This window comes from Mesorhizobium intechi, from assembly GCF_002879535.1.
Classification (GTDB): Bacteria; Pseudomonadota; Alphaproteobacteria; order Rhizobiales; family Rhizobiaceae; genus Mesorhizobium; species Mesorhizobium intechi.
In genome coordinates, this window is sequence record NZ_PNOT02000032.1 from 1 (window position 1) to 22698 (window position 22698).

Here is a 22698-nt window from a genome sequence, read left to right on the forward strand (position 1 = left end):
CGCCTGCACCCTGTCCGGTCTTTTCGGCGGCGTGGTCCGGCGCGGCGCTTCGCTGAAGGGGACGATGGCGACGGCGCGCTCCGGCAGATGGCTTTCAACCGCGACCGGCTGCAGCACGGCACCCTCGCCGAGCCGGGCGCGGATGCGGTCGGCGAACAGTGCGATGTCGGCGCCGTCGTCGGTCACCTCGCCCGTCAGATCGGCCTGCGCCATGTCGAAAGCGGCGGCCGCCAGCACCGAAAGCCGCACCAGGTCGAAGCCGTAGCCGGCATCGATGTCCTGCTCGAGGGCGGCCAGCCTTTCATGGAAGAGTTTCTGGATCAGCCGGGGATCGCGCATCGGCCGCGAGGTGCCCAAGGCGATGCGGCTGACGGCACCGTCGACACGAAAGAGCAGCAGCGCCAGCGTCCGCGCGCCCTCGCCGCGGCGCTCGAGATCGGTCTTCAAGGTCGTCGCCAGAAGGCCGACCAGCCGCTCGATGTCCTCGGTGAGCGTGACGGGTTCGGCGAGATGCCGCTCGACCGAAAGCGGCGCCACGGGAAGGCGCGGCGAGACCGCTTCGTCGAGACGGCCAAGCGCCTGGTCGAGACGCAGCAGCAAGGAGGCGCCGAAGCGGCGGGCAAGCGGCGCGCGCGGGGCGGCCATGACGGCGCCCGCCGTGCGCAGGCCGACACTTTCCAGGCTGGCGCGGGTTTCCGGCGCTATGCGCAGTGCGGCGAGCGGCAGAGGCGCCAGCAGCGCTTCCTCCTCGCCGCCATCGACGATGCGGTCGCCGCAGAAGCGGGCCGCCGCCCAGGCCGCGCCCGGCGTCGAGGCAAGGCCGGTGCGGACATCGAACCCCTGGTGTAAGAAGCGCGACAGGATGTCGTCCAGCATGGCGCGTTCGCCGCCGAACAGATGGGTGCAGCCGGTGACGTCGAGAAACAGGCCGTCCGCCCCGTCCAGCGCCACCAGCGGGGTGTAGCGGTCGCACCAGTCGGCAAGGCCTTCGAGCAGGCGCCGGTCTGCCTCCGGATCGGCCTCGACGATGTCGATCGAGGGATGCATGGCACGCGCGTCGGCAATGCCCATGTCGCGCTTCAGGTGCAGCGCCTCAGCCCGCTCGTCGAGGGCTGAGATGCGCTGCGCGTTGCCCTGGCGGTGGCTGATCACCAGTGGCGGATGAGATGGCGTCGGATGATCTTGGGGTCGGGAACGCCAGGACCGCCCCAGGCGCTGCCGCAGGATCCTTTCGGCCGCCAGATAGGGAAACCACAGGGACAGGATCCTTTGCCCGACCTGTCCGTCCTTCCTCGCCCCTTCTTTCGTTGAATACGCGTTCATCGGGGTTCCACTCCAGTGTGAATTGTCCAGGCAGGGCCGTGCGGCTCTTGCCGATGCTGATGGTGAAGGCCGGGCGGCCGATCGATCCGGCGAGCGGCCCGGCGACGGTTTCGCGCGGCACGGCCGGCGCCGGCGAGACGATGAGGCGGACGGGCGCCGCCGTCGGTTCGGGCTCGGCCGCCTGCCGCAGCAGAAATACGGGGCGGCCCGCACTTTGCGCCCTCGCATGCAGCCGCCGCGTCGCGGTCAGGTCGAGCCGCTGCGGATTGCCGCGGATTTCAAGGATGACGGCGGCGAGCGCCATCATCCGCGCTGCTTCCTCGGCGACCCACAGCGCATCGGCGAGTTTCGGCGCCTCGGAAAACAGCAATTGCCCGGGCCCGATGCCGAAGGAGGCCTGCAGTCCCCTGGCATAGGGAAAGCCCGCCTCGCGGAAGATTTCCGTGGTGCCGATCCACAACACCGGCAACCCTTGCGCCTGCTTGAGGATCAGGCTGGTGAGCGACAGGGCAAAACCGGCGACGGCTCCGGCATCGCGGGTTTCCAGGCCATGGATTTCGCTGAGCGCCGCTTTCGGCAAGCCACCGCTCAGGGCGGCATCGAGGGGTTCGATGCCGACCGGCAGGAAGGCCTCCGGCAAGGCGGCGGCAAGACCGCGCCGGACGATCGTGAGATCGGCGCTGGCGTCGGCATCAAGCGGCGCGCCAGCCGGTGCCTGCAGGCGCTCGGGCAGCGTTCCCTCGATCTTCGCGATCTGGCGGCGCAGGGCAAAAACAGTCTCCCGCGCCACGGCTGATATCGCCATGACGGTCAGTGTCCACTCACAATTGTTCCTGTTATGTTCCTATAGATTCCAGAGGCGGTCCGAAGAGTCAAGCAGAGTCACGAGGAATTTATTCCTGCGAACCCTGCACGACAGGGCGTATCGGCCGCTCCATTTGCCTCGCCCGGTGCGAAAGCCTATATGCCGGTCAAAGGACAAAGCATGGCCCGCATCTACAAGACCCGCACCTGGCACGGCGAACTCGCGCCCTCGATGGAGGAGCTGGAGTTCCTGGCGCTGGAGGCCTACGCCCATCTGCCGGAGGATTTTCGCAAGCTGACCGGCGAGATCGTCATCCAGATTGCCGAGTTCCCGACCGACGAGATCATGGACGACCTGTCGCTGGAGACGCCGTTCGACCTGCTCGGCCTGTTCGAGGGCCGCGGCATCGCCGAACGCTGGAACCCGCAGACCGGCGAAGGCCCGAACCGCATCACGCTCTACCGCCGCGCCATGCTCGACTACTGGGCCGAAAACGAGGAGACGCTCGGCGACATCGTCACCCATGTGCTGATCCACGAGATCGGCCACCATTTCGGCCTGTCGGATGATGACATGGAGCGGATCGAAGAGGCTGCCGAGTAGAGCCAACACTTCGTCATCCCAGGGTCTGCGCCGCGTCGCTTCGCTCCTTGCTTCGCCCCAGGATGACGAAGAGAAGGAAGGCCTCGGCGCCTGGCCTACCAGTCGCTGAGCTTGGTATCCGGCCCATATTCCTGGCCGTCGACGTCCTTCACCACCGCCTGGCCGCAGCGCATGGCCTTGGCCTTCTTGTCATAGGCATAGGTCGGCGAGCCGAACAGGTGCCAGCCCTTGTTCAGCGCCGCCGTCACCTTGTGGCAGAAGCTGGCGTCGTCCGGGCCAGTCAGAAAGCGGTAGAGTTTCATGTCTCAAGTCCTGTCGTAAGTGCCGTAGCCCGCGAGCATAGGGCCGATATCATGCGCCGATGGCGGCCGCCTTCGCCAGCAGTTTTTCGGCCTGTGCCAGATGCAGCCGCTCGACCATCTTGCCGTTCAGCGCGATCACGCCCTTGTCCGTGTTTTCCGTGAGCGCAAAGGCATCCTTCACCGCGCGTGCTTCGGCGATTGCCTCCGGCGAGGGCGCGAAGGCGCGGTTCGCGGCGTCGATCTGGGCCGGATGGATGAGGGTCTTGCCGTCGAAGCCCATGGCGGCCCCCTCCGCGCACTCGCGGGCAAAGGCGTCGAGATCGCGAAAATCGTTGGCAACGCCGTCGAGCATGTCGAGGCCTCCGGCGCGCGCGGCCAGCACCATCTGCATCAGCCATGGCACGAGGTAGCGCCGGTCCGGCGTCACGAGCACGCCGGTGTCCTTGGCCAGATCATTCGTTCCGGCAACGAAACAAGTGAGCCGCGATGCCGGATCGCGGCCCAGTTCAGCAATGGCGCCGATGTTGAGCAGGGCCTTCGGCGTCTCGATCATCGCCCAGAGTTTCACGCTATCGGGGGCAAAATTGTCGTCGAGCACGTCGCCGACCTCGAGGATGTCGCGCGGCGTGGCGACCTTGGACAGTAGGATGCCGTCGGGCTCGACCTTCGCCACGGCTACGAGGTCGTCGTCGCCCCATTCGCTGGCCAGCGCATTGACGCGCACCACCATCTCGCAGCGGTGGCCGCGATGGTTGGCGGCCGGGCGGCTGGCGAAGATCGCGGGCAGCTTTTGGCGGGCGGCAATCTTGTCGGCCGGGGCGACGGCATCCTCGAGGTCGATGATGATCGCGTCGCAGGACAGAAGCGCGATCTTGGCCAGCGCCTTGTCGTTGGAGGCCGGAACGTAGAGCACCGAGCGGCGCGGACGGTAGGATTCGGTCATATCCGATCTATGCCGTCTGGGGTCTGTCGAGGCAAGTGGTCCAAGTCCACACGAAAACTGGCCCGCATGAAAACTGGCCTGCATGAAAACTGACCTGAATGAAAACTGGCCTGAATGAAACTGGCCCTGCACCAAAACTGCACAGGCCTGCGGAAAAGCTCCTCGGATCCGCCCTGCCACCTCCCTGCCGGCCTGCGAAACAGGCGGCATGCACAAGCGAGCAAAACCCCGTTGGTCCGTGCCACAGCGCCTGCGCAGCGAAGGCTGGTGGCTGGCCGATCCGCCGCGCGGCGATCCCGCGGCGATCCTCATTCCGTTTGTCCGCAAGAGGCCGCCGCCATGGCGAACGGACGCGATCAAACCAGATGCCAGCAGGAAGGTCAGATCATGACGTCATTTTTCACAGCGGCACCAAGCTATTGCCGCCGCTTCGGTGTTGCCGTGCTGCTGGTCGTGCTGGCGGATTTCCTGTTCTACGGCCAGCCCGCCGGCATCACCGTCTTCCTGTTCGCCATCCTGATCGCCGCCGCGGTCGTGGCCATGCATCCCACGGCCTTCAGCGACATCAGGGTCTGGCTCAAGCCCGCCGCCTTGCTTGTCGCCCTGCTTCCGCTCGCCGAAAATGTCAGCCCCCTGTCCGTCTCGACAGCGCTTGCGGTGCTGGTCGTGTTCGCGCTTTCGTTGAGCGGTCGCTTGCGGCACGGTATGGCGCGCATTGCCGGCCAGATCGCTTTGTTCGGGCTCGCGGCGCCGTTCCGGTTCGTCCGCGATTTCATCCGCTGGCGCAAGACGGTGCGCCGGTCTGGCGGACGAACTGTGCGGCTGGCGACGGTCGCCGTCTGGGTGATGCCGCTGACACTGGGCGCCGTGTTCCTGGCACTGTTCGGCGCCGCCAACCCGGTCATTGAATACTGGCTGTCGCTGATCGATCTCCTAAAATTGCTCGATCTCATCCAACCGGCGCGCGTCGCCTTCTGGCTGTTCGTGCTCGCCGGCGTCTGGGCCTTTCTGCGGCCACGCCTGCCGGGTCTTTCGCGGCGCAGCGCCCGGCCGAACCATGCCCTTGCCGCGGCTCAACCGGCGATCAATCCGCAAAGCCACGTCATCGAGGACATCGTGTTCGGCAAGGCCGCCATCCTGCGTGCCTTGATCGTCTTCAACGTGCTGTTTGCGCTGCAGACCGGGCTCGACGCCACCTATCTCTGGGGCGGGGCAGCCCTTCCCGACGGCTTGAGCTACGCGGCTTACGCGCATCGCGGCGCCTATCCCCTTGTTGTCACCGCGCTGCTTGCCGCGGGATTCGTGCTGGCGGCGCTCAGGCCGGGCAGCGAGACCTCGGGGGATCCCGTCATCCGCCGGCTGGTCTATGCCTGGGTGGCGCAGAACATCATGCTGGTCATCTCGTCGATCCTGCGGCTCGACCTCTATGTCGACATCTATGCGCTGACCTACTGGCGCATCGCGGCTTTCGTCTGGATGGGGCTGGTGGCGGCAGGGCTTGCGCTGATCATCGCCCGCATCGCTCTCGGAAAATCCAATGAATGGCTCTCCTGCGCCAATCTTCTGACGTTATCCCTGACGCTTTATGCCTGCTGTTTCATCAATTTCGCCGCGACGATCGCCAATTACAATGTCGACCATTCCTTCGAAATGACCGGCCAGGGCATCCCCCTCGATGCCTGGTATCTGCGCTCGCTCGGCCCGGGCGCGTTTCCGGCACTCGACCGTTTCTTCGATCATCAGGCAAAGACCGCCGAGGCCGGCGCCACACGCGAACTCGCGCGACTGCGTGGCATCGACGAGGGTTGGTACCGAACCGTCCAGGAAAACTGGCGGGCCTGGAGCTTTCGCGACTGGCGCCTGCTTGCCTATCTCGACAGCAAGGGGTCGCTCGTGCTTCCTCAGCCTTCGCAACCCTCCTTGCCGGGCCGCTGACCGATGCCGCATCACATCCTCGTCGCCGACGATGACCCGCACATCCGCGAAGTGATCTGCTTCGCGCTGGAAAAGGCCGGCATGACGACGCTTGGGGTGGCCGACGGCGCCGCCGCCTTGCAGGAAGTCGGACGCCGGGCGCCCGACCTGGTCGTGCTCGACATCGGCATGCCGGAGATGGACGGGCTGGAGGTCTGCCGGGTCCTGCGCCACACCTCGGACGTGCCGGTGCTGTTCCTGTCCGCGCGCGACGAGGAGATCGACCGCATCCTCGGGCTCGAAATGGGCGGCGACGACTATGTGACGAAGCCGTTCAGTCCGCGCGAACTGGTCGCGCGCGTCAACGTCATCCTGCGCCGCGCCCGCCCGGCGGCGCCCGAAGCGGCCGACGACCGTCAGTTTTCGCATGGCAAGCTCACTCTGGCGCCGGCCAGCCACGCCGCCAGCTTCGACGGCAAGCCGCTTGCCCTGACGGGGATAGAGTTCTCGATCCTGAAAGGGTTCTTGGCGCGACCGGCGCATGTGCTCGACCGTGACGCGGTGATGGCAAACGCCTACGCCGGCAAGATCCATGTCGCCGACCGCACCGTCGACAGCCATATCCGCAACATTCGCGCCAAGCTGGTTGCGGTGGGCTGCGTGGACGCCATCGAGACCGTGCATGGCGTCGGCTTCCGGCTCGGCCGATGCGGCTGACGACATCCAGCAAATGGATCGGCCGCAAATGGCGGCCACGGCTTGCCACGGTCGTCGTCGCCATCCTGATCCTGGTGATGGCGCTACCGCTGGTCGGCCTGTTCTTCTTCCGCCTCTACGAGAACCAGCTGATCCGCCAGACCGAGGCGGAGCTGATCGCGCAGGGGGCGGCCATCGCCGCCATCTATGCGCGGGAGGTGCGCGACGCCGGCGTTCCGCCGGACAAATTTGGCGCGCCGATGCCGCAGGCCAATGGCGATGCCGGCCGAGCCGCAAATCCCGACGGACCATACCGGCCGATCGAGCCGCGCCTCGATCTCGCCTCCGACGCCGTGCTTCCGACCCGGCCGGCCGCCATACCCGGCACCGCCGATCCGGCCTTTGCCGCGATCGGCACGCGCCTGTCGGGCGTTCTCGACGCCACGCAGAAAACCACGCTGGCCGGCTTCCGGCTGCTTGATCCGAAGGGTGTCGTCATTGCCGGGCGCAGCGAGGTCGGGCAGTCGCTTGGCGAGGTCGGCGAGGTGCGCACCGCGCTTGGCGGCCACTATGCCAGCGCGCTTCGTCTGCGCATCCCCGACCAGCCGACGCCACCGCTCTATTCGGTCAGCCGCGGCACCAAGGTGCGGGTCTTCGTCGCCCTGCCGGTGGCCGTCGCTGGCCGGGTCGCCGGCGTGGTCTATGTCTCGCGGACCCCCAACAACATCATCAAGCATCTCTATGGCGAACGCGGCAAGGTGACCCTGGCGGCGATCGCCATTCTCGGCGGCACGCTGCTCATCGGCCTGGTGTTCCTGCGCACCGTCAGCCGGCCGATCTATGCGCTGATCGACCGCACGCAGCGCATCGCCGCCGGTGAGCGTGAGGCGATCCGGCCGCTCGACCACCATGGTACCTATGAAATGGCGGAGCTGTCCGCCGCCTTCCTCGACATGGCCGAAAAACTGCAGGCGCGCTCGGACTCGATCCAGACTTTCGCCACCCATGTCTCGCACGAGCTCAAATCGCCGTTGACTGCGATCCAGGGCGCGGCCGAATTGCTGCGCGATTCCGGCAGCGCGATGGATGACGAGGAGCGGCGGCGCTTCTCCAACAACATCGTCACCGATGCCGGGCGGCTCAATCTGCTGGTGCGGCGGCTGCTCGACCTGGCCAAGGCCGAAAATCTTGCACCCAGCGGCGAAAGCACTTCGATCGGTGCGGCGCTGGCGCTGCTGCCCGCCGACACCAGGCTGGCGGTCCGCATCGAATCCGGCGGGGATCTCGCCTTGCGCATCTCGGCCGAAAACGCGGCGATCGTGCTTGCCAATCTCATCGACAATTCCGCCATGCACGGCGCGACGCTGGTTTCGATCACCGCGACAAGCGCCGGCGGCAAGGCGACGGTTCTGGTCGGCGATGACGGGGCCGGCATTTCGCCGAGCAACCGGGCGCGTATCTTCGAGCCGTTCTTCACCACGCGGCGTTCAACCGGCGGCACCGGCATGGGCCTCGGCATCGTGCTGGCCCTCCTGAAAGCGCATGATGGTATGATCCGGCTGGTTGACAGCGAGCGCGGCACGCGCTTCGAGATCACACTGCCGGTGGTATGAGAGGGAGCATGATCCCTTCCGAGGACCGGCGGCCACTTTTCGGATCATGCTCTAGGTTTGGAGAGACATTAAGCGTGCGCTACGACATCGTCATCATCGGCGGGGCCATCGTCGGGTCCTCGATTGCCTATTATCTGCGCGAGGAAGGGTTTTCCGGCTCCATCGCGCTCATCGAGCGCGATCCGCAATTCGCCCATGCGGCGACGACGCTGTCCATGGCCTCGATCCGCCAGCAATTCTCGATCCCCGAAAACATCCGGCTGTCGCAGTTCACGCTGAAGCTGTTCCGGCGGCTGAAGGAGACGTTCGGCACCGATGCCGATATCGGTTTTCGCGAAGGCGGCTATCTTATCCTGGCCGGCGAGAACGGCCTGCCGGTGCTCAAGGCAAACCATGATGCGCAGGTCGCCGAGGGCGCCGACATCGTGCTCGAGGACGCCGAGCAGCTGACGCGGCGCTTTGCCTGGCTGTCGACCGAGGGCATTTCCGCCGGCGCCTATGGCCGGACCGGCGAAGGCTGGTTCGACGCGCATGCGATGCTGATGCTGTTCCGCAAGGCGCTGCGCGACAAGAAGATCGATTTCATCGCCGCCTCCGTCACCGGCATCGCGCGCGACGGCAACCGCGTCACCGGCGTCTCGCTCGACGACGGCCAGACCCTGGAGGCCGGCATCGTCGTCAACGCCGCCGGGCCGAATGCCGGCAAGGTCGCCGCGCTTGCCGGGCTGGCTCTGCCGGTCGAGCCGCGCAAGCGCAACGTCTTCGTGTTCGAAGCGCGCGAGAAATATGCCGACATGCCGCTGCTGGTCGATCCCTCCGGCATCTATGTGCGGCCGGAAGGCTCGGTCTACCTCACCGGCGGTGCCGAGCCGGAAGAGGGCGACGGCCCCGCCGACCCCACCGATTTCGAGGTCGACTGGCCGCTGTTCGAAGAGGTGATCTGGCCGGTGCTGGCGACGCGCATCCCTGCCTTCGAGGCAATCAAGGCGACCCGCGCCTGGGCCGGGCACTATGACTACAACACCCTCGACCAGAACGCCGTGATCGGGCCGCATCCGGAGGTCGGCAACTTCATCTTCGCCAACGGTTTTTCCGGCCACGGCCTGCAGCAGGCCCCGGCGGTTGGCAAGGCGCTGGCCGAGTTCCTGGTGCATGGCGGGTATCGGACGATCGATTGCTCGGCGTTTGGCTATGGGCGGGTGGCCGAGGGACGGGCTTTCCGGGAATTGAACGTGATCTGAGACGCGCCCAGTCAACCATCGCATCGATCGCGAGGGCATTGCCGAGCGCGTGGCCGGCGGCCGTGTTGTCGAAGATGCCCCAGACCTCGGCGCCCGAAGCGGCCGCTGCCTGCACCTGCCGGCCGATTCGGTCGAGACTTTCGGCGTCGTAGTCCGAGTGGTAGACGCGCGGCACGCCGTGCCAGCGGAAATAGGCAAGGCCGGCCCAGCCGCCCGGCACCGCAGCAGCCGGCACTCGAGCGGGGTCGGCGGCAACGCGCGCGATCCGCCGGTCGGCAAGCAGCGCTTCCGCCTCCGCTTCGAACCAGCTCGGATGGCGTGGCTCGCATGCCAGCCTTGCCTTTGTACGCTTGCCCAGCATGTCGAAGAAACCGCCGGCGATGTCCGGCTCGAAGGACAAGCTGGGCGGCAGCTGCACCAAAAGCACGCTCAGTTTTTCGCCGAGACCTTCGACCTGCCGGATGAACGTTTCGGCAACCGCATCTCCATCCGCGAGACGGTGCTCATGCGTCAGTGCCTTGGGCGTCTTGACGGCAAAGCGGAAGTGCTCCGGCACGGAGCGTGCCCAGCGCTCATAGGTCTCGCGGCGGTGCGGCTTGTAGAAGGACGTGTCGATCTCGACGATCGGAAAGTGCCTGGAGTAGCGTTCGAGATGCGAACCGGGTTGCGGCAAGTCTTCCTTGTATCGGGTTGGAATTCCCCAGCCGGCCGTGCCTATGAAACATCCCTGCTTTGCCATGCATGGGATGTGGCCCAGACAAGGGGCAGGTCAAGGCGTGGGTGTGACAGCCGCTCAGGCCGCCGCCAGTCTCCCGGCCTCGACATGAGCCTGCAGCCAGGCCAGCACCCGGCCCCAGCCCTCGGCATGCTCGGCCGCCGCATCGCTCAGGCCGGCAAAACCGCCATGGCAGACGGTGAGGCGCGTGCCGTTGGCGCTCGGCGCAAGCAGCCAGGCGACCGTTGTTTGCCGCCGGCCAAGCGTCGGATGATCCCAGGCATAGGCCCGCGTCTGCACGATCCGGCGCGGCGCTTCGATCTCGAGGAATTCGCCGCCGGCCGGCAGGTCCCGGCCGTCGGTCGTGCGGGCGACAACCGTCCAGCGGCCGCCGACGCGAAGGTCGGCCGACCAATCGGCCATCCGGTAGGTGTCGGCGGATCCCCACCATTGCTCGATTTCTCGCGTGACCAGCGCCGCGAAGATGCGATCCACAGGCGCTTCGATCTCGGCCGACGCCATGATCGTCTCGCCATTGGTCATGCTCCGTACCCCGAAGTGTATCACCGGCGCCTCCGCATCCGTTTTTGTTTCGGTATCGAAACGACTTCACTCTTTCGATGGCGGGCGCTCGAAACCCTTGCCGGTCTCGAGCAGGCTCTTGAGGCTGGCCAGCACCAGCGGCCAGCCCTTGGCGACATTCGGGATCAGCCGGTGCGCGCCGTCGGCCTCGTGGGTGACGACAAGCTTCATCAGTTCGCCGTCCTGTTCGATGGCGAAGGTGCAGCGCGTATAGCCGTCTTCCTTGATCTCCGGCATCCATTCATTGCGCCATTTGATGACCAGGCGCCTCGGCGGGTCGATCTCCAGGATCTCGCCCGAGTCGGCGACGCGGCCGTCGGGGAAGATCAGTTTCCAGCTGGAGCCGACCTTCCAGTCGCTTTCCTGATGGGAGCAGAGGAAGAACTGCCGGTTGAACTCCGGGTCGGTCAGCGCCTCCCAGAGTTTTTCGGGCGTGGTGCGGATGTAGGTGACGTAAACGAAGCTGTTGCTCATCAGTCTTCCCTTTCGAGGCGTTTCTTCAGATCACTCAATGCATCCAGCCGATGGCGCTCGAACTTGCCGATCCAGCGCTCGGCGATCTCGTTGATCGGAACCGGGTTGAGGTAGTGCTGCTTCTCCCGTCCCTTGCGGAGCGTGGTAACGAGGTTGGCTTCCTCCAGGATCGCCAAATGCTTGGTCACCGCCTGGCGCGTCATGTCCATCTGCGCGCACAGCGCGTTCAGCGTCTGCCCGTTCCGGGCATGGAGGTTGTCCAGCAATTGCCGGCGTGTCGGGTCGGCCAAGGCGCGAAAGACTGCATCCATGCTCATGGCCTTAATATGCAACCATTTGGTTGCATGTCAAGCGACAAGGTCGCACGCCAGCGGTTGGGCGGCTTCAGGAGAAAAAGTCAGTTCTTGCGGGAGAACCAGAAGGCGTCGGCCATGCGTTTCATGCCGATGCGTTCGTAAAAGCCGACCGCGTCGGGCATTGAAATCAGGCTGATGGCGATCGACGGCCCGAGCTGCCGGCGCGCCTCGTCCATGAGGCCCTTGCCGACGCCGAGTCCCTGCGCCGATCGGGACACGGCGAGCTCCGAGATGTAGCAGACCCAGGAAAAGTCGGTCATGGCCCTGAGGACGCCGATCAGCGGTTTGTCCGCTATGTCGAGACGCGCGGTCAGCACAAGATTGGCGCCGGACAGCATCGCCCGCAGCCTGGCGGGATCATCGACGGGCCGTGTCTCGCCGAGGCCGGATTCCACCAGGACGCGGCGGAATTCGGCGACGTCGAGCGCGGGCTCGCTTGCGTAGAGGACATGGGGGTTTTCTGCCATGCCGCCAGACTGCACCATCGCTTCGCGAATTCGAAGCCGTTTTGCGCTACGCCCCTTGTGCCAGCGCGCACGAACAGTTGCCTTTTATTTGCCCTCGGCTTTGTGTAAACGGGGCGTCAGCAAATCCCCCGCAACGAAAACACGGGCCAAAGCCATGGAAAAATTCACCAAGCTCACCGGCGTCGCCGCTCCGATGCCGATCGTCAATGTCGACACCGACATGATCATCCCGAAGGACTATCTCAAGACGATCAAGCGCACCGGCCTCGGCACCGGCCTGTTCGCCGAGATGCGCTACAATGACGACGGTTCTGAAAATCCGGATTTCGTTCTCAACAAGCCGGCCTACCGCAAGGCGCAGATCCTCGTCGCCGGCGACAATTTCGGCTGCGGTTCGAGCCGCGAGCACGCGCCGTGGGCGCTGCTCGACTTCGGCATCCGTTGCGTCATCTCGACCTCGTTCGCCGACATCTTCTACAACAACTGCTTCAAGAACGGCGTGCTGCCGATCACCGTCAGCCCCGAGGATCTGGAGAAGTTGATGGACGACGCCTCGCGCGGCTCGAACGCCACTTTGTCGGTCGACCTCGAAGCCAAGGAAATCCGCGGCCCGGATGGCGGCGTCGTCAAGTTCGACCTCGACGACTTCAAGCGGCACTGCATGCTCAACGGGCTCGACGATATCGGCCTGACCATGGAGAAGGCCGGCGCCATCGCCTCGTTCGAGAAGCGCAACGCCGAACAGCGGCCCTGGGCCTGAGCGGCACCGTCCGACGATAGGCCCGACCGCTTTCCGGCCGGGTTTGGTGGCGACTGAGGGGAGGGACAGTCATGGCACGTTCGCTTCTTGCCGGCGTTTGCGGCCTGGCCTTGTTGCTGGTGCCCAGCGTGAGCGCCTTTGCGCAGACGCAGACGCCCGCGGCAGCCCAGAAGCCGGCCGACCAGCCGGCGACCGACCAGGGATCGTCGAGCACCAGCGATGCGGCGCCCGCCGACGACGACAAGCAGGCGCCGATAGCGTTCGAGGGCGGCCAGCTGACCATCACGCAGCCGGAGCAGGATGGCGAAAAGGTGCTCGCCTATGACGGCAAGCCGCTGGCCAGCAACTACGATGTCTTCTTCGACAAGGTCGTGAAGATCGGCGACGTCAACGTGGCGCTGGTCGATGTCGGCGACGGCGGCAATCAATGCGGCCCGGCCAAGGTCATCGTCTGGAAGCCGAAGGACGGCGAGATCAAGACCACGACGGTCGAGCAGGACGAGTGCGGCGCGCCGCCGGCGGCGATCTCCGACAGCGCCATCTATTTCGTACCCTATCTGCTGCCGGGCGATCAGAAGCCGGCCCTGCAGTGGTCGCCGACATCGGGACTGACCACCTCCGGCAACCTCGCCTACACGCCGGAGCCTGGCACCGACTGGAAGGACATCGACCCGTCGACATACGACAACATCATCGACGCCTTCCACAACGAGGCAGTCTACAAGGAAGCCGAAAAGCTGCTCGGCAAGGACATGCCCGACATGGCGACCAGCCTGCTGGTCGGCGGCGGCACGGAAAAGACCGCGTCGGGCGCCTTCTACGCCAGCGGCTGCGTGCCGCATGATTGCGGCGGCAATGACGGCTTCATGGCGGTCGATCCGGCCAGGCACAAACTCTACTTCGCCCGCCGCGGCGACAATGGCGAGCCGCAGGCCTGGCCGCCGACGGCGACATGGCCGGCCGATGTCAAGGAAGCGCTGGACAAGGCGGTGGGGTCGGCGAATTAGGGCGGCCCTACGTCCGCTCCTTGCTTGGCATAGGATGACGACGGGAGGGAGGCACCACCTCGCCGCATCGTGACAATGGTCCGCTCGGCTTGGCCCACGACCGGATCGCCCTCCTCTGCTAGACGGACGCTCAGCAAACCCAAGGGGGCCCCTATGCGCAAACTGATCTCCACCGGTTCGCCCTTCGAGAAGACCGCCGGCTATTCGCGCGCGGTGGTGCAGGGGGATTGGTGCTTCGTGTCCGGGACGACCGGCTACGACTACGTGACGATGACGATGCCGGAGACGGTCGAGGCGCAGACGCGCAACTGCCTGACGACGATCGGCAAGGCGCTGGCCGACGGCGGCTTCGAGATGTCAGACGTGGTGCGGGCGCATTACTACATCACCGACCAGGCCTTCGTCGACGTGGTCTTCCCGATCCTGGGCGAGACATTCGGCGACATCAGGCCGGCGGCGACGATGATCGTGTGCCAGCTCAACAAGCCGGAAATGAAGATCGAGATCGAAGTCACGGCGCTGCGGCGCTCGGCTATGGGATCCTGAGGAAGCCCATGAAGGTCCGGCGCATCGTGGCCAATATCGCGACGCGGGATGCGGCGGCGGCGAAACGTTTCTACCATGATGTGCTTGGCCTCGACGTGCTGATGGATCAGGGCTGGATCGCCACCTACGGCTCGGAAGAACAGATGCAGGTGCAGGTCTCCTTCATGGCGCAAGGTGGCTCCGGCACGCCGGTGCCGGACCTGTCGATCGAGGTCGACGATGTCGAGGCAGCACTTCAAGGCATGAAGGCCGCCGGCTTCGCCATCGAATACGGCCCGGCCGACGAACCGTGGGGCGTGCGGCGCTTCTATGTGCGCGATCCCCTGGGCCGGCTGGTCAACATTCTCTCACATCGGTGATCGCGGTTCCGAACCGCAGGCTTGCGCCGCAAGCGCTTGGCGTTTAGCAAGGCCGCGGTTCAAATCTTTCTGGGACGGTTTCTCCATGGCAACGAAGCATCTTTTCCTGCTCCCCGGCGACGGCATCGGCCCCGAGGCCATGGCCGAGGTCAAGAAGCTGATATCGGCCATGAACGGAAAGCTAGGCAGCGGCTTCGCCACCGATGAGGGCCTGGTCGGCGGCTGCGCCTACGACGCGCACGGCGCGGCGATTTCCGATGCCGACATGGCCAAGGCGATGGCGGCGGACGCGGTGCTGTTCGGCGCCGTCGGCGGACCGAAATGGGATGCCGTGCCTTACGAGGTGCGCCCCGAGGCCGGTCTGCTGCGGCTGCGCAAGGATATGGAGCTGTTTGCCAACCTGCGCCCGGCCATCTGCTACCCGGCACTCGCCGCGTCGTCCTCGCTCAAGCAGGAAGTGGTCGAAGGCCTCGACATCCTCATCGTGCGCGAGCTGACCGGCGGCGTCTATTTCGGCGAGCCCAAGCAGATCATCGATCTCGGCAACGGCCAGAAGCGCGGCATCGACACGCAGGTCTACGACACGTTCGAGATCGAGCGCATTTCGGGCGTCGCCTTCGAGCTCGCGCGGACGCGTCGCAATCACGTCACCTCGATGGAAAAGCGCAACGTCATGAAATCGGGCGTGCTGTGGAACGAGGTGGTCACCCAGACCCACAAGGCGCGCTATTCCGACGTCAAGCTCGACCACATGCTGGCCGACGCCGGCGGCATGCAGCTGGTGCGCTGGCCAAAACAGTTCGACGTCATCGTCACCGACAATCTGTTCGGCGACATGCTGTCCGATATCGCCGCCATGCTGACCGGCTCGATCGGCATGCTGCCGTCCGCCTCGCTCGGCGCGCCCGACGCCAAGACCAAGAAGCGCAAGGCGCTCTACGAGCCCGTGCACGGCTCGGCGCCCGACATCGCCGGCAAGGGCATCGCCAACCCGATCGCCATGATCGCTTCCTTCGCCATGTGCCTGCGCTATTCCTTCGGCATGGTCGATGAAGCCGACAGGCTGGAAGGCGCGATCGCCGCCGTGCTCGAGCAGGGCCTGCGGACGAAGGACATTTTCTCGCCGGGCATGACCGAGGTCGGCACGGTCGAGATGGGCGACGCGATCATCGCCAAGTTCCTGGGTTAACCCGCTCTAACTCTTTGTCTTGACGCAATTCCGGACGGAAAACCGCTCACCTTTTCCCGGAATCGCCCTAGCTCCGCCTAAAGGTGCTCACGGTCGCGGGATGCAGGCTCAGCTTATAGCCTGACCCCCGCCGGCACAGGCCCCCACTGGTTTTCGTGTCCCTGTGTCGGGATCAATGCGAAGACCAGGATGATCAGGCTGCCGAAGGTCGGGATCAGGATGAGCAGGCAGAGCCAGCCGGTCAGGCCGAGGTCGTGCAGGCGGCGCACGATCATGCCGAGGCTGGGCAGGAAGGTGGCCAGCAGGAAAAGGCCGAAAAGCCCCACCGTCATCGCCGGCACCTCGGCGTTGTCGAAATTGCCTATCTCGGCATCGGTGAAAACGCCGATGCCGACGATCACCAGCAAGGCGATCGTCCAGAACAGGCAATAGCCCCAATATTCCTTGCGGCGGGCGCGGCCGGCAAAATTGAAGTAGTTCCGGGTCAGGCCGCCCCAGAAATAGGACCAGAGATCGGTGGGCTCTGCCGGCTCGGCCGCCCGACCGAAATGCTGCGCCGGTGATGCGACCGCCGCGGGCGCGGGATTGGCTTGAGCCGGTGCGGGGCTTGCACCGGCGGCCGGGCCTGCGGCCTCTATCGTGAAAACGTCACGCGCCTGGCCGCCGCCCGGCTGGAACTCGACCGCGGCGCCCTTGGGCACCGCGGTTTGCCGGCGAAGGTCTTCGCGGGTGAATGTGTAGCGGTTGCCGTCGGCTCCGGTGATGAAGCCGAAACCCTGGCCCTCGTCATAGTGAAGCACTTCGCCACGCATCGCCCACCCCCCTGTCGCCGCGTCCCCGCCAAGGTGTGGCACAGGGCCGATCCCGCGGGCAAGACCGTACGGCATGGCTACCATACTAGCGGCAAATCAAGCATAAGGCTTCAGGTGCGGCCGCCTTCGCCGAAGCAGATCATGACAACAGAAAATTCCGATGCCAGCGCCGGGACCGAGGACAGGCAGGCCGCAAGGCCGCCGAGGTTCACCCCTTCGCTGGCCATCGATGCCACCGGCCTGATGTTCTGGCCGGCGGGCAAGGGCCTGGCGGGCATTCCACGGGTGGAGAGCTTTCTCGTCAACGCGGCCTTGGCGGATCCCGACCCCGACGTGGAGGTGGTGGCGTTCAGGCCAGGCGAAGGCCGGTTCCGGCCGCTTGCGCCTTTCGAGCAGGACCATGTCGCGGCGGGCGAGATTTCACCGCATCGTGTCAAGGGGTGGCCGGGAAGACGCGCGGCGCTGTCGCGGGCTTTCGAGGCGGTGCGCCAACGGCCCTGGGACAAGCGTGACGCGGACCGCCATCTGGCCAGGACGGTGACCAATGGCGGCATGGGGATCGCCTGGCGGGCGACGCGGCTGTTGATCCGCGCCTATCGCCTCTACGAGCGCGCGCGGATCCGCTTTGGCCTGCGAGAGGCCCCGGCCCAGCCGGCCGAGACGGAGCCGGACCTTGTGCTGATCAGCCATCACATCCTGACCCAGGAAGACCGGTTCGCCGTTTCGGGCGGCGCCGGCAAGGTCGCCTTCCTGTGTCACGACATCATCCCGGCATTGCGCCCCGACCTGCTTGGCTCGAACACAGGGGAGCGCCGTTTCGGCTCCGATCTCGAGCAGCTCGTGCGCGCCGGCGCGCCGGCATTCTGCGCCTCCGACGAGGTTGGCGCGACGCTGACCGAATATATGCGCAAGGCCGGCATCGGCGCGCCGGTTGTGTACCGGTTTCCGATGCCTTCCATCCTGCACGAGACGGCTTCGCGCATCGGCGCGACCTCACGCATCGAGGCCGGCGAGCCGTTCGTGTTCTATTGCTCGACCATCGAAGTGCGCAAGAACCACATATTGCTGGCGCGGATCTGGCAGCAGGCGCGGGAAGAGGGCGTCAAGCTGCCAAGGCTTGTCTGCGCCGGGCGCTGGGGCTGGATGATCGAACCGCTGCGCGCTTTTCTCAAGGCGCATCCCGAACTGCTCCAGTCAGTCACCTTCACCGGACTGGTGAGCGACGAGCAGCTCATCGGCTATTATCGCAGCGCCACGTTCGGCGTTTTTCCCTCGCATATAGAGGGCTGGGGCTACGGCGCCTCGGAATGTCTCGATTTCGGCGTCCCGGTCATCGTGTCAACGGCGCCGTCGCTGATCGAGGCGAGCGGCGGGCTGATGCCGGCGATCGATTCCGAAGACCAGGCCGGCTGGTACGCCGCCATCCGCAGGATGGCTGAGGATCATGCCTGGCGTGCCTCGTTGGCGGAGCGCATCGCCCAAAACCATCGGCCGACGCCGGCGGCCGCTAGCTGGTCGGCCATCAAGGCCGGTCTGAAAGAGAGCGCGTCCCGGCGTTCATAGGGATTACGAAGGCCGCTTCTTCGGCTTCTTGTGCTTCGGCGGGCCGGCATTGTCGAATTTTGCCTTGCCCGACTTTTTCGCCCACGGCTTTGCCTCATGCGCGGCTGCCGGGCGCTGGTCGGCCGAGGCCGGTGCGCGCTTCTCGAACTTGCGTTTCGGCGCGTTCGGGTCGAATGGCGCCTTGCCGCGATGCGGCTTCTTGTCGGGGCTGGGCGGCTGATAGCCGGCCCGTGACAGATCCGGCGTGCCGTCGAGCCGCTTGACCCCGATATTGCCCTGCAGTTTGCGGTCGGGGCCGATGGCGGCGAGAAAACGGTCGGCCCAGTCCGCGGCGATCTGCACGAAGGTTTCTTCCGGCTGCATCTTGATGGCGCCGATCTCGCGCTTCGAGATGCCGCCGGTGCGGCACAGCATCGGGATCAGCCAGCGCGGCTCGGCATTCTGCCGGCGTCCGACCGACAGCGAGAACCAGACGCTGGCGCCGAAATCGTCACGGCGGCCCGGCGCTTCGTCGCGCTGCGCGAATTTTTCGCCCGCGGGTCTTTCGCGTGAAGGCGTGAACGGCGCGACGTCCATGAGATCCTCGGGCGCCGAACGGCTGGCGCGGCACTGGCGCACGAAGGCGGCCGCCACTTGTTCGGCGCCATGCTTGGCGAGAAGCGCGTCGATGAACGCGCGCTCGTCGTCCTTCACCGGCTCGTCGAAGGCCGGATCGGCGAGGATGCGCTCGTCGTCGCGGCGGATAACATCGTCGGCGGAGGGCGGGCTCGCCCATGTCGCCTTGAGGCCGGCGTTCTGCAACAGCCGCTCGGTTCGCCTGCGGGCGCTGCCCGGCACGATCAGTGCGCTGACGCCCTTGCGCCCGGCGCGGCCGGTGCGGCCGCTGCGGTGCAGCAGCGTCTCGGGATTGGTCGGCAGGTCGGCGTGGATGACCAGTTCGAGGTTGGGCAGGTCGATGCCGCGCGCCGCGACGTCGGTGGCGATGCACACCTTTGCGCGACCGTCGCGCATCGCCTGCAGCGCGTGGCTGCGCTCGTTCTGGCTGAGCTCGCCCGAAAGCGCCACGACCGAGAAATTGCGGTTGTTGAAGCGCGCGGTCAGGTGATTGACGGCGGCACGCGTGTTGCAGAACACCAGCGCATTCTTCGCCTCATAGAAACGCAGCACGTTGATGATGGCGTTCTCGCGGTCGGCCTGGGCGACGTTGAGCGCCCGGTATTCGATGTCGAGATGCTGCTTCTCCTCGCCGGCGGCGGAGATGCGCACGGCATCGCGCTGGTAGCCCTGCGCTAGCGTGGCGATCGAACGCGGCACGGTGGCCGAGAACATCAGCGTGCGGCGCTCGGCCGGCGCGGCATCGAGGATGAATTCGAGGTCCTCGCGAAAACCGAGATCGAGCATCTCGTCGGCCTCGTCGAGCACCACCGCCTTCAGCGCCGACATGTCGAGCGATTGCCGTGTGATGTGGTCGCGCAGGCGGCCGGGCGTGCCGACCACGATATGGGCGCCACGCTCCAGCGCGCGCCGCTCGGTGCGCATGTCCATGCCGCCGACGCAGGACGCCACCGTGGCGCCGGTCGGCTCGTAAAGCCATTCGAGTTCGCGCGTCACCTGCAGCGCCAGTTCGCGCGTTGGCGCCACCGCCAGCGCCAGTGGTGCCGTGGCGGCGCCAAAGCGCTCGGCGCCGTCGAGAAGCGTCGGCGCCATGGCAAGGCCGAAGGCCACGGTCTTTCCGGAGCCGGTCTGCGCCGATACCAGCGCATCGGCGGACCCAAGTTCCAGCACCGCCTTCTGCACCGGCGTCAGATCGGAATAGCCGCGTTTTTCCAGCGCCTGTGCCAGCGCCGGTACGATACCTTCAAAGTTGGACATCTCGCTCTTTCGGAATTCAGGGTTCTGCGCTCATCATGGAGCACATCGGGGCCGGCGCCGCGCCAGCCCAACAATCTTGGCCGTTCGTACTTCCTGCCGCCGCTCTTGTACAGGGCGCGCCATGAAGGCCATGCGACGCACCGCGCATTGACTCCTGCCGCAAACCGCGTAAAAGCCCGCTTCGAACGGGATCGTTTTTCGATGCGCGGCCTTTTGATGGCTCTTCTTGCATTCGATGCCCCCAGCCTCAATGCGAACCATTGGGCGGGGCGCCTCGGCGCGTCCCCTCGTTCCAGCAAAACCACGGCCAAAAAAACCACCACCAAAACGGTGTGATTCCCTTGGCCTAACCACCCTCTCCCGGGTCCGGCCCGGGGGACGGAACCCGCATTGGCCGGCGGGTTTTCTCCAAAAACCAAGCGGAGAGGGACAGGAGATCTTTATGAGTTTCAAGGTTGCAGTCGTCGGTGCCACGGGCAATGTGGGCCGGGAAATGCTCAACATACTGGAAGAGCGCGGCTTTCCGGTAAGCGAAGTTGTGGCGCTCGCGTCGCGGCGCAGCCAGGGCACGGAAGTGTCGTTCGGCGACCGCACGCTGAAGGTCAGGGCGCTGGACAGCTACGACTTTTCCGACACCGACATCTGCGTCATGTCGGCGGGCGGCAACGTCTCCAAGGAATGGTCGCCGAAGATCGGCAAGCAGGGCTGCGTCGTCATCGATAATTCGTCGGCCTTCCGCTACGACCAGGACGTGCCGCTGATCGTGCCGGAAGTGAATCCGGACGCGATCTCGCTGTTCACGCGCAAGAACATCATCGCCAACCCGAACTGCTCGACCGCGCAGCTGGTCGTGGCGCTGAAGCCGCTGCACGATTTTGCCACCATCAAGCGCGTCGTCGTCGCCACCTACCAGTCGGTGTCGGGCGCCGGCAAGGAAGGCATGGACGAGCTGTTCACGCAGACCCGTGCCGTGTTCGTCGCCGACCAGGTCGACGTCAAGAAGTTCACCAAGCGCATCGCCTTCAACGTCATTCCGCATATCGACGTCTTCCTCGACGACGGGTTCACCAAGGAAGAGTGGAAGATGGTCGCCGAGACCAAGAAGATGCTCGACCCCAAGATCAAGCTGACGGCGACGTGCGTGCGCGTGCCGGTGTTCATCGGCCATTCGGAAGCGGTCAACATCGAGTTCGAAAAGCCGATCAGCGCCGACGAGGCGCGCGACATCCTGCGCGACGCGCCGGGCTGCCAGGTCTTGGACAAGCGCGAGGACGGCGGCTACATCACGCCGCTGGAATCGGCCGGCGAGGACGCCACCTTCATCTCGCGCATCCGCGAGGACTCGACCGTCGACAACGGCCTGTCGATGTGGGTCGTCTCCGACAATCTGCGCAAGGGCGCGGCGCTCAACGCCGTGCAGATCGCCGAGCTGCTTGTCGAGCGCGGCCTGATCCAGCCGAAGAAGAAGGCGGCCTGACGGCGGTTTGATTAGCGCTCACGGGCCGTATCGCCGCTGCCGCGGCGGGCCCTTCGCGGGGGCGCCGAAAGATCGGCGGCCCGCAGTCGCGGGCGCGGCCTTCGGCCGGGGCGCTTCTTCCTTCTCCCCCTGTGGGAGAAGGTGGATCGGCGCGAAGCGCCGAGACCGTTGAGCCGTGTTCCAGCGGAGTGAGACGTTGGCGTTCCCTTCATGACTAGCACTCAGCTCGCAGGTGCCGTCCTGCGCCCCGCTACCGGCGCGGATGCCGCTGCCATTGCCCGGCTCATGCGGGCGGCGCTCAACGCCTTCGACTGGATGCCGGTCGTTCACACGCCGGCCGAGGATCTCGCCTTCATCCGCGATATCGTGCTGCCACGGCAGCAGGTGACGGTCGCCGAAGTCGTCAGCCAGATTGTCGGCTTCATTGCCGTCGGCGGCGATCGGGTGGAACAGCTCTATCTCGACCCGGCCTGGACGGGACAAGGCATAGGCAGCCGGTTGCTGACGGACGTGACCGCTGGGCTGTCGGTCACGAAACTCCATTGCTTCCAGGCCAACACCGGTGCCCGGCGTTTCTACGAGCGTCATGGGTTCCGTGCGGAAGCGTTCGGCGACGGCACGACCAATGAGGAAGGCCTGCCGGATATTCTGTATGTTAGCAGGCGTTGATTTCAGCCGGCACTGTCCTTGGCCAGCTCATGAAGCAGCCGCAGCGCCTCTTCCGCCCGCTCCGCCGGCACGAACAGATGGTCGTGGTAGAACGCCGAGACCGGATTGACGCCCATGCCGGCGGCGGCGAGCCGCGTGGTGATGGCGGCGAGGAAACCGACCGCTTCCAGCGATGAGTGGATGTTCAGCGTGATCATCCGGCAGCGGAACGAGGCGGTCAGTCCGGCTGCCCTTGCCACGTCCTCGGTCACGATCAGCGTCGTGCCCTCGCGCTCGCGAAACACCATCACCGGGTCGAGGTCCTTCGGCTGGGAAACGCCGGGCGCGAGCGTGGCGAAGACATGGATGCCATCGAGCAATTCCGGCGTCATGGACGCCAACAATGTCTTCAGATCGGTCTCGCCGGTCAT

The 22698-nt window shown here is 65.8% G+C and carries 24 protein-coding genes and 1 pseudogene; 13 read left to right on the forward strand and 12 right to left on the reverse strand.

The features are described from left to right. The coding region (locus C1D09_RS02130; RefSeq protein ID WP_143972768.1) for a Y-family DNA polymerase at positions 1-1152 on the reverse strand (1152 nt) is incomplete at its 3' end. Next, positions 1094-2128 carry an ImuA family protein gene (locus tag C1D09_RS33605; protein ID WP_143972769.1) on the reverse strand — a complete coding sequence of 345 codons (1035 nt, stop codon included), beginning with the start codon at positions 2126-2128 and terminating at the stop codon, positions 1094-1096. The genes C1D09_RS02130 and C1D09_RS33605, both read right to left, overlap by 59 nt. A gap of 180 nt (positions 2129-2308) precedes the next feature. Here C1D09_RS33605 and C1D09_RS02140 point away from each other — a divergent pair, with 180 nt between their 5' ends. After that, on the forward strand, positions 2309-2731 hold the full coding sequence (locus tag C1D09_RS02140) for a metallopeptidase family protein (protein ID WP_027055474.1): 423 nt from the start codon (positions 2309-2311) through the stop codon (positions 2729-2731). A gap of 95 nt (positions 2732-2826) precedes the next feature. On the opposite strand, the gene C1D09_RS02145 is transcribed toward C1D09_RS02140, so the two are convergent. Both C1D09_RS02145 and C1D09_RS02150 read right to left on the reverse strand, forming a co-directional pair. Further along, on the reverse strand, positions 2827-3033 hold the full coding sequence (locus tag C1D09_RS02145; RefSeq protein WP_143972770.1) for a DUF1737 domain-containing protein: 207 nt from the start codon (positions 3031-3033) through the stop codon (positions 2827-2829). A gap of 49 nt (positions 3034-3082) precedes the next feature. After that, complete coding sequence (locus tag C1D09_RS02150; RefSeq protein ID WP_143972771.1) at positions 3083-3976, reverse strand: HpcH/HpaI aldolase/citrate lyase family protein; 894 nt, start codon at positions 3974-3976, stop codon at positions 3083-3085. A gap of 387 nt (positions 3977-4363) precedes the next feature. On the opposite strand from C1D09_RS02150, the gene C1D09_RS02160 reads away from it, so the two are divergent. From C1D09_RS02160 to C1D09_RS02175, 4 genes are all read left to right on the forward strand, one after another. Then, a complete protein-coding gene (locus C1D09_RS02160; RefSeq protein ID WP_143972773.1) occupies positions 4364-5911 on the forward strand; it encodes a DUF4153 domain-containing protein in 1548 nt (515 codons plus the stop codon). Between the two features lie 3 nt (positions 5912-5914). Then, positions 5915-6607: a response regulator transcription factor gene (locus tag C1D09_RS02165; RefSeq protein ID WP_143972774.1), complete on the forward strand. Its 693-nt coding sequence runs from the start codon at positions 5915-5917 to the stop codon at positions 6605-6607. Continuing rightward, positions 6598-8199, forward strand: a complete 1602-nt coding sequence (locus tag C1D09_RS02170; RefSeq protein ID WP_143972775.1) for an ATP-binding protein — start codon at positions 6598-6600, stop codon at positions 8197-8199. The genes C1D09_RS02165 and C1D09_RS02170 overlap by 10 nt, the downstream gene beginning before the upstream one ends. 74 nt (positions 8200-8273) lie before the next feature. Further along, a complete protein-coding gene (locus C1D09_RS02175) occupies positions 8274-9440 on the forward strand; it encodes an NAD(P)/FAD-dependent oxidoreductase (protein WP_143972776.1) in 1167 nt (388 codons plus the stop codon). A gap of 34 nt (positions 9441-9474) precedes the next feature. Here C1D09_RS02175 and C1D09_RS02180 read toward each other — a convergent pair. The 5 genes and pseudogenes from C1D09_RS02180 to C1D09_RS02200 all read right to left on the reverse strand — a co-directional run. Beyond that, positions 9475-10179, reverse strand: a pseudogene (locus C1D09_RS02180) (DUF72 domain-containing protein); the annotation flags it as partial. Positions 10180-10233: 54 nt separating this feature from the next. Then, positions 10234-10698 (reverse strand): SRPBCC family protein, encoded by a 465-nt coding sequence (locus tag C1D09_RS02185; protein ID WP_246135632.1) that lies wholly within the window; start codon positions 10696-10698, stop codon positions 10234-10236. 66 nt (positions 10699-10764) lie between these two features. After that, positions 10765-11211, reverse strand: coding sequence for an SRPBCC family protein (locus tag C1D09_RS02190; protein ID WP_143972778.1), 447 nt, complete (start codon positions 11209-11211; stop codon positions 10765-10767). Continuing rightward, the gene (locus C1D09_RS02195) at positions 11211-11522 is read right to left on the reverse strand and encodes an ArsR/SmtB family transcription factor (protein ID WP_199647363.1); all 312 of its coding nucleotides are present in this window, start codon (positions 11520-11522) and stop codon (positions 11211-11213) included. Before C1D09_RS02195 ends, C1D09_RS02190 begins: the two co-directional genes overlap by 1 nt. Positions 11523-11608: 86 nt before the next feature. Then, on the reverse strand, positions 11609-12034 hold the full coding sequence (locus C1D09_RS02200) for a GNAT family N-acetyltransferase (protein WP_143972780.1): 426 nt from the start codon (positions 12032-12034) through the stop codon (positions 11609-11611). Between the two features lie 154 nt (positions 12035-12188). Between C1D09_RS02200 and leuD the strand changes: the two genes are divergently transcribed. From leuD to leuB, 5 genes are all read left to right on the forward strand, one after another. Then, positions 12189-12794: a 3-isopropylmalate dehydratase small subunit gene (gene leuD / locus C1D09_RS02205; RefSeq protein WP_032932304.1), complete on the forward strand. Its 606-nt coding sequence runs from the start codon at positions 12189-12191 to the stop codon at positions 12792-12794. A gap of 71 nt (positions 12795-12865) precedes the next feature. Beyond that, positions 12866-13801: a hypothetical protein gene (locus C1D09_RS02210; RefSeq protein ID WP_143972781.1), complete on the forward strand. Its 936-nt coding sequence runs from the start codon at positions 12866-12868 to the stop codon at positions 13799-13801. A gap of 153 nt (positions 13802-13954) precedes the next feature. After that, positions 13955-14347: a RidA family protein gene (locus C1D09_RS02215; protein WP_143972782.1), complete on the forward strand. Its 393-nt coding sequence runs from the start codon at positions 13955-13957 to the stop codon at positions 14345-14347. A gap of 8 nt (positions 14348-14355) precedes the next feature. Beyond that, positions 14356-14706, forward strand: a complete 351-nt coding sequence (locus C1D09_RS02220) for a VOC family protein (RefSeq protein ID WP_143972783.1) — start codon at positions 14356-14358, stop codon at positions 14704-14706. A gap of 85 nt (positions 14707-14791) precedes the next feature. Further along, positions 14792-15895 (forward strand): 3-isopropylmalate dehydrogenase, encoded by a 1104-nt coding sequence (gene leuB, locus C1D09_RS02225; RefSeq protein ID WP_143972784.1) that lies wholly within the window; start codon positions 14792-14794, stop codon positions 15893-15895. Between the two features lie 113 nt (positions 15896-16008). Here leuB and C1D09_RS02230 read toward each other — a convergent pair whose 3' ends face one another. Continuing rightward, positions 16009-16707 carry a DUF805 domain-containing protein gene (locus tag C1D09_RS02230; protein ID WP_143972785.1) on the reverse strand — a complete coding sequence of 233 codons (699 nt, stop codon included), beginning with the start codon at positions 16705-16707 and terminating at the stop codon, positions 16009-16011. 141 nt (positions 16708-16848) lie between these two features. Between C1D09_RS02230 and C1D09_RS02235 the strand changes: the two genes are divergently transcribed. After that, positions 16849-18270, forward strand: coding sequence for a glycosyltransferase (locus C1D09_RS02235; RefSeq protein ID WP_246135633.1), 1422 nt, complete (start codon positions 16849-16851; stop codon positions 18268-18270). Between the two features lie 3 nt (positions 18271-18273). Here C1D09_RS02235 and C1D09_RS02240 read toward each other — a convergent pair whose 3' ends face one another. Beyond that, a complete protein-coding gene (locus C1D09_RS02240; protein WP_143972787.1) occupies positions 18274-20142 on the reverse strand; it encodes a DEAD/DEAH box helicase in 1869 nt (622 codons plus the stop codon). A gap of 442 nt (positions 20143-20584) precedes the next feature. Here C1D09_RS02240 and C1D09_RS02250 point away from each other — a divergent pair, with 442 nt between their 5' ends. Together C1D09_RS02250 and C1D09_RS02255 are read left to right on the forward strand one after the other, a co-directional pair. Next, on the forward strand, positions 20585-21619 hold the full coding sequence (locus C1D09_RS02250) for an aspartate-semialdehyde dehydrogenase (protein ID WP_143972789.1): 1035 nt from the start codon (positions 20585-20587) through the stop codon (positions 21617-21619). A gap of 210 nt (positions 21620-21829) precedes the next feature. After that, positions 21830-22288 carry a GNAT family N-acetyltransferase gene (locus C1D09_RS02255; protein WP_143972790.1) on the forward strand — a complete coding sequence of 153 codons (459 nt, stop codon included), beginning with the start codon at positions 21830-21832 and terminating at the stop codon, positions 22286-22288. A gap of 2 nt (positions 22289-22290) precedes the next feature. Here C1D09_RS02255 and C1D09_RS02260 read toward each other — a convergent pair whose 3' ends face one another. Then, positions 22291-22698 (reverse strand): ACT domain-containing protein, encoded by a 408-nt coding sequence (locus C1D09_RS02260; RefSeq protein WP_143972791.1) that lies wholly within the window; start codon positions 22696-22698, stop codon positions 22291-22293.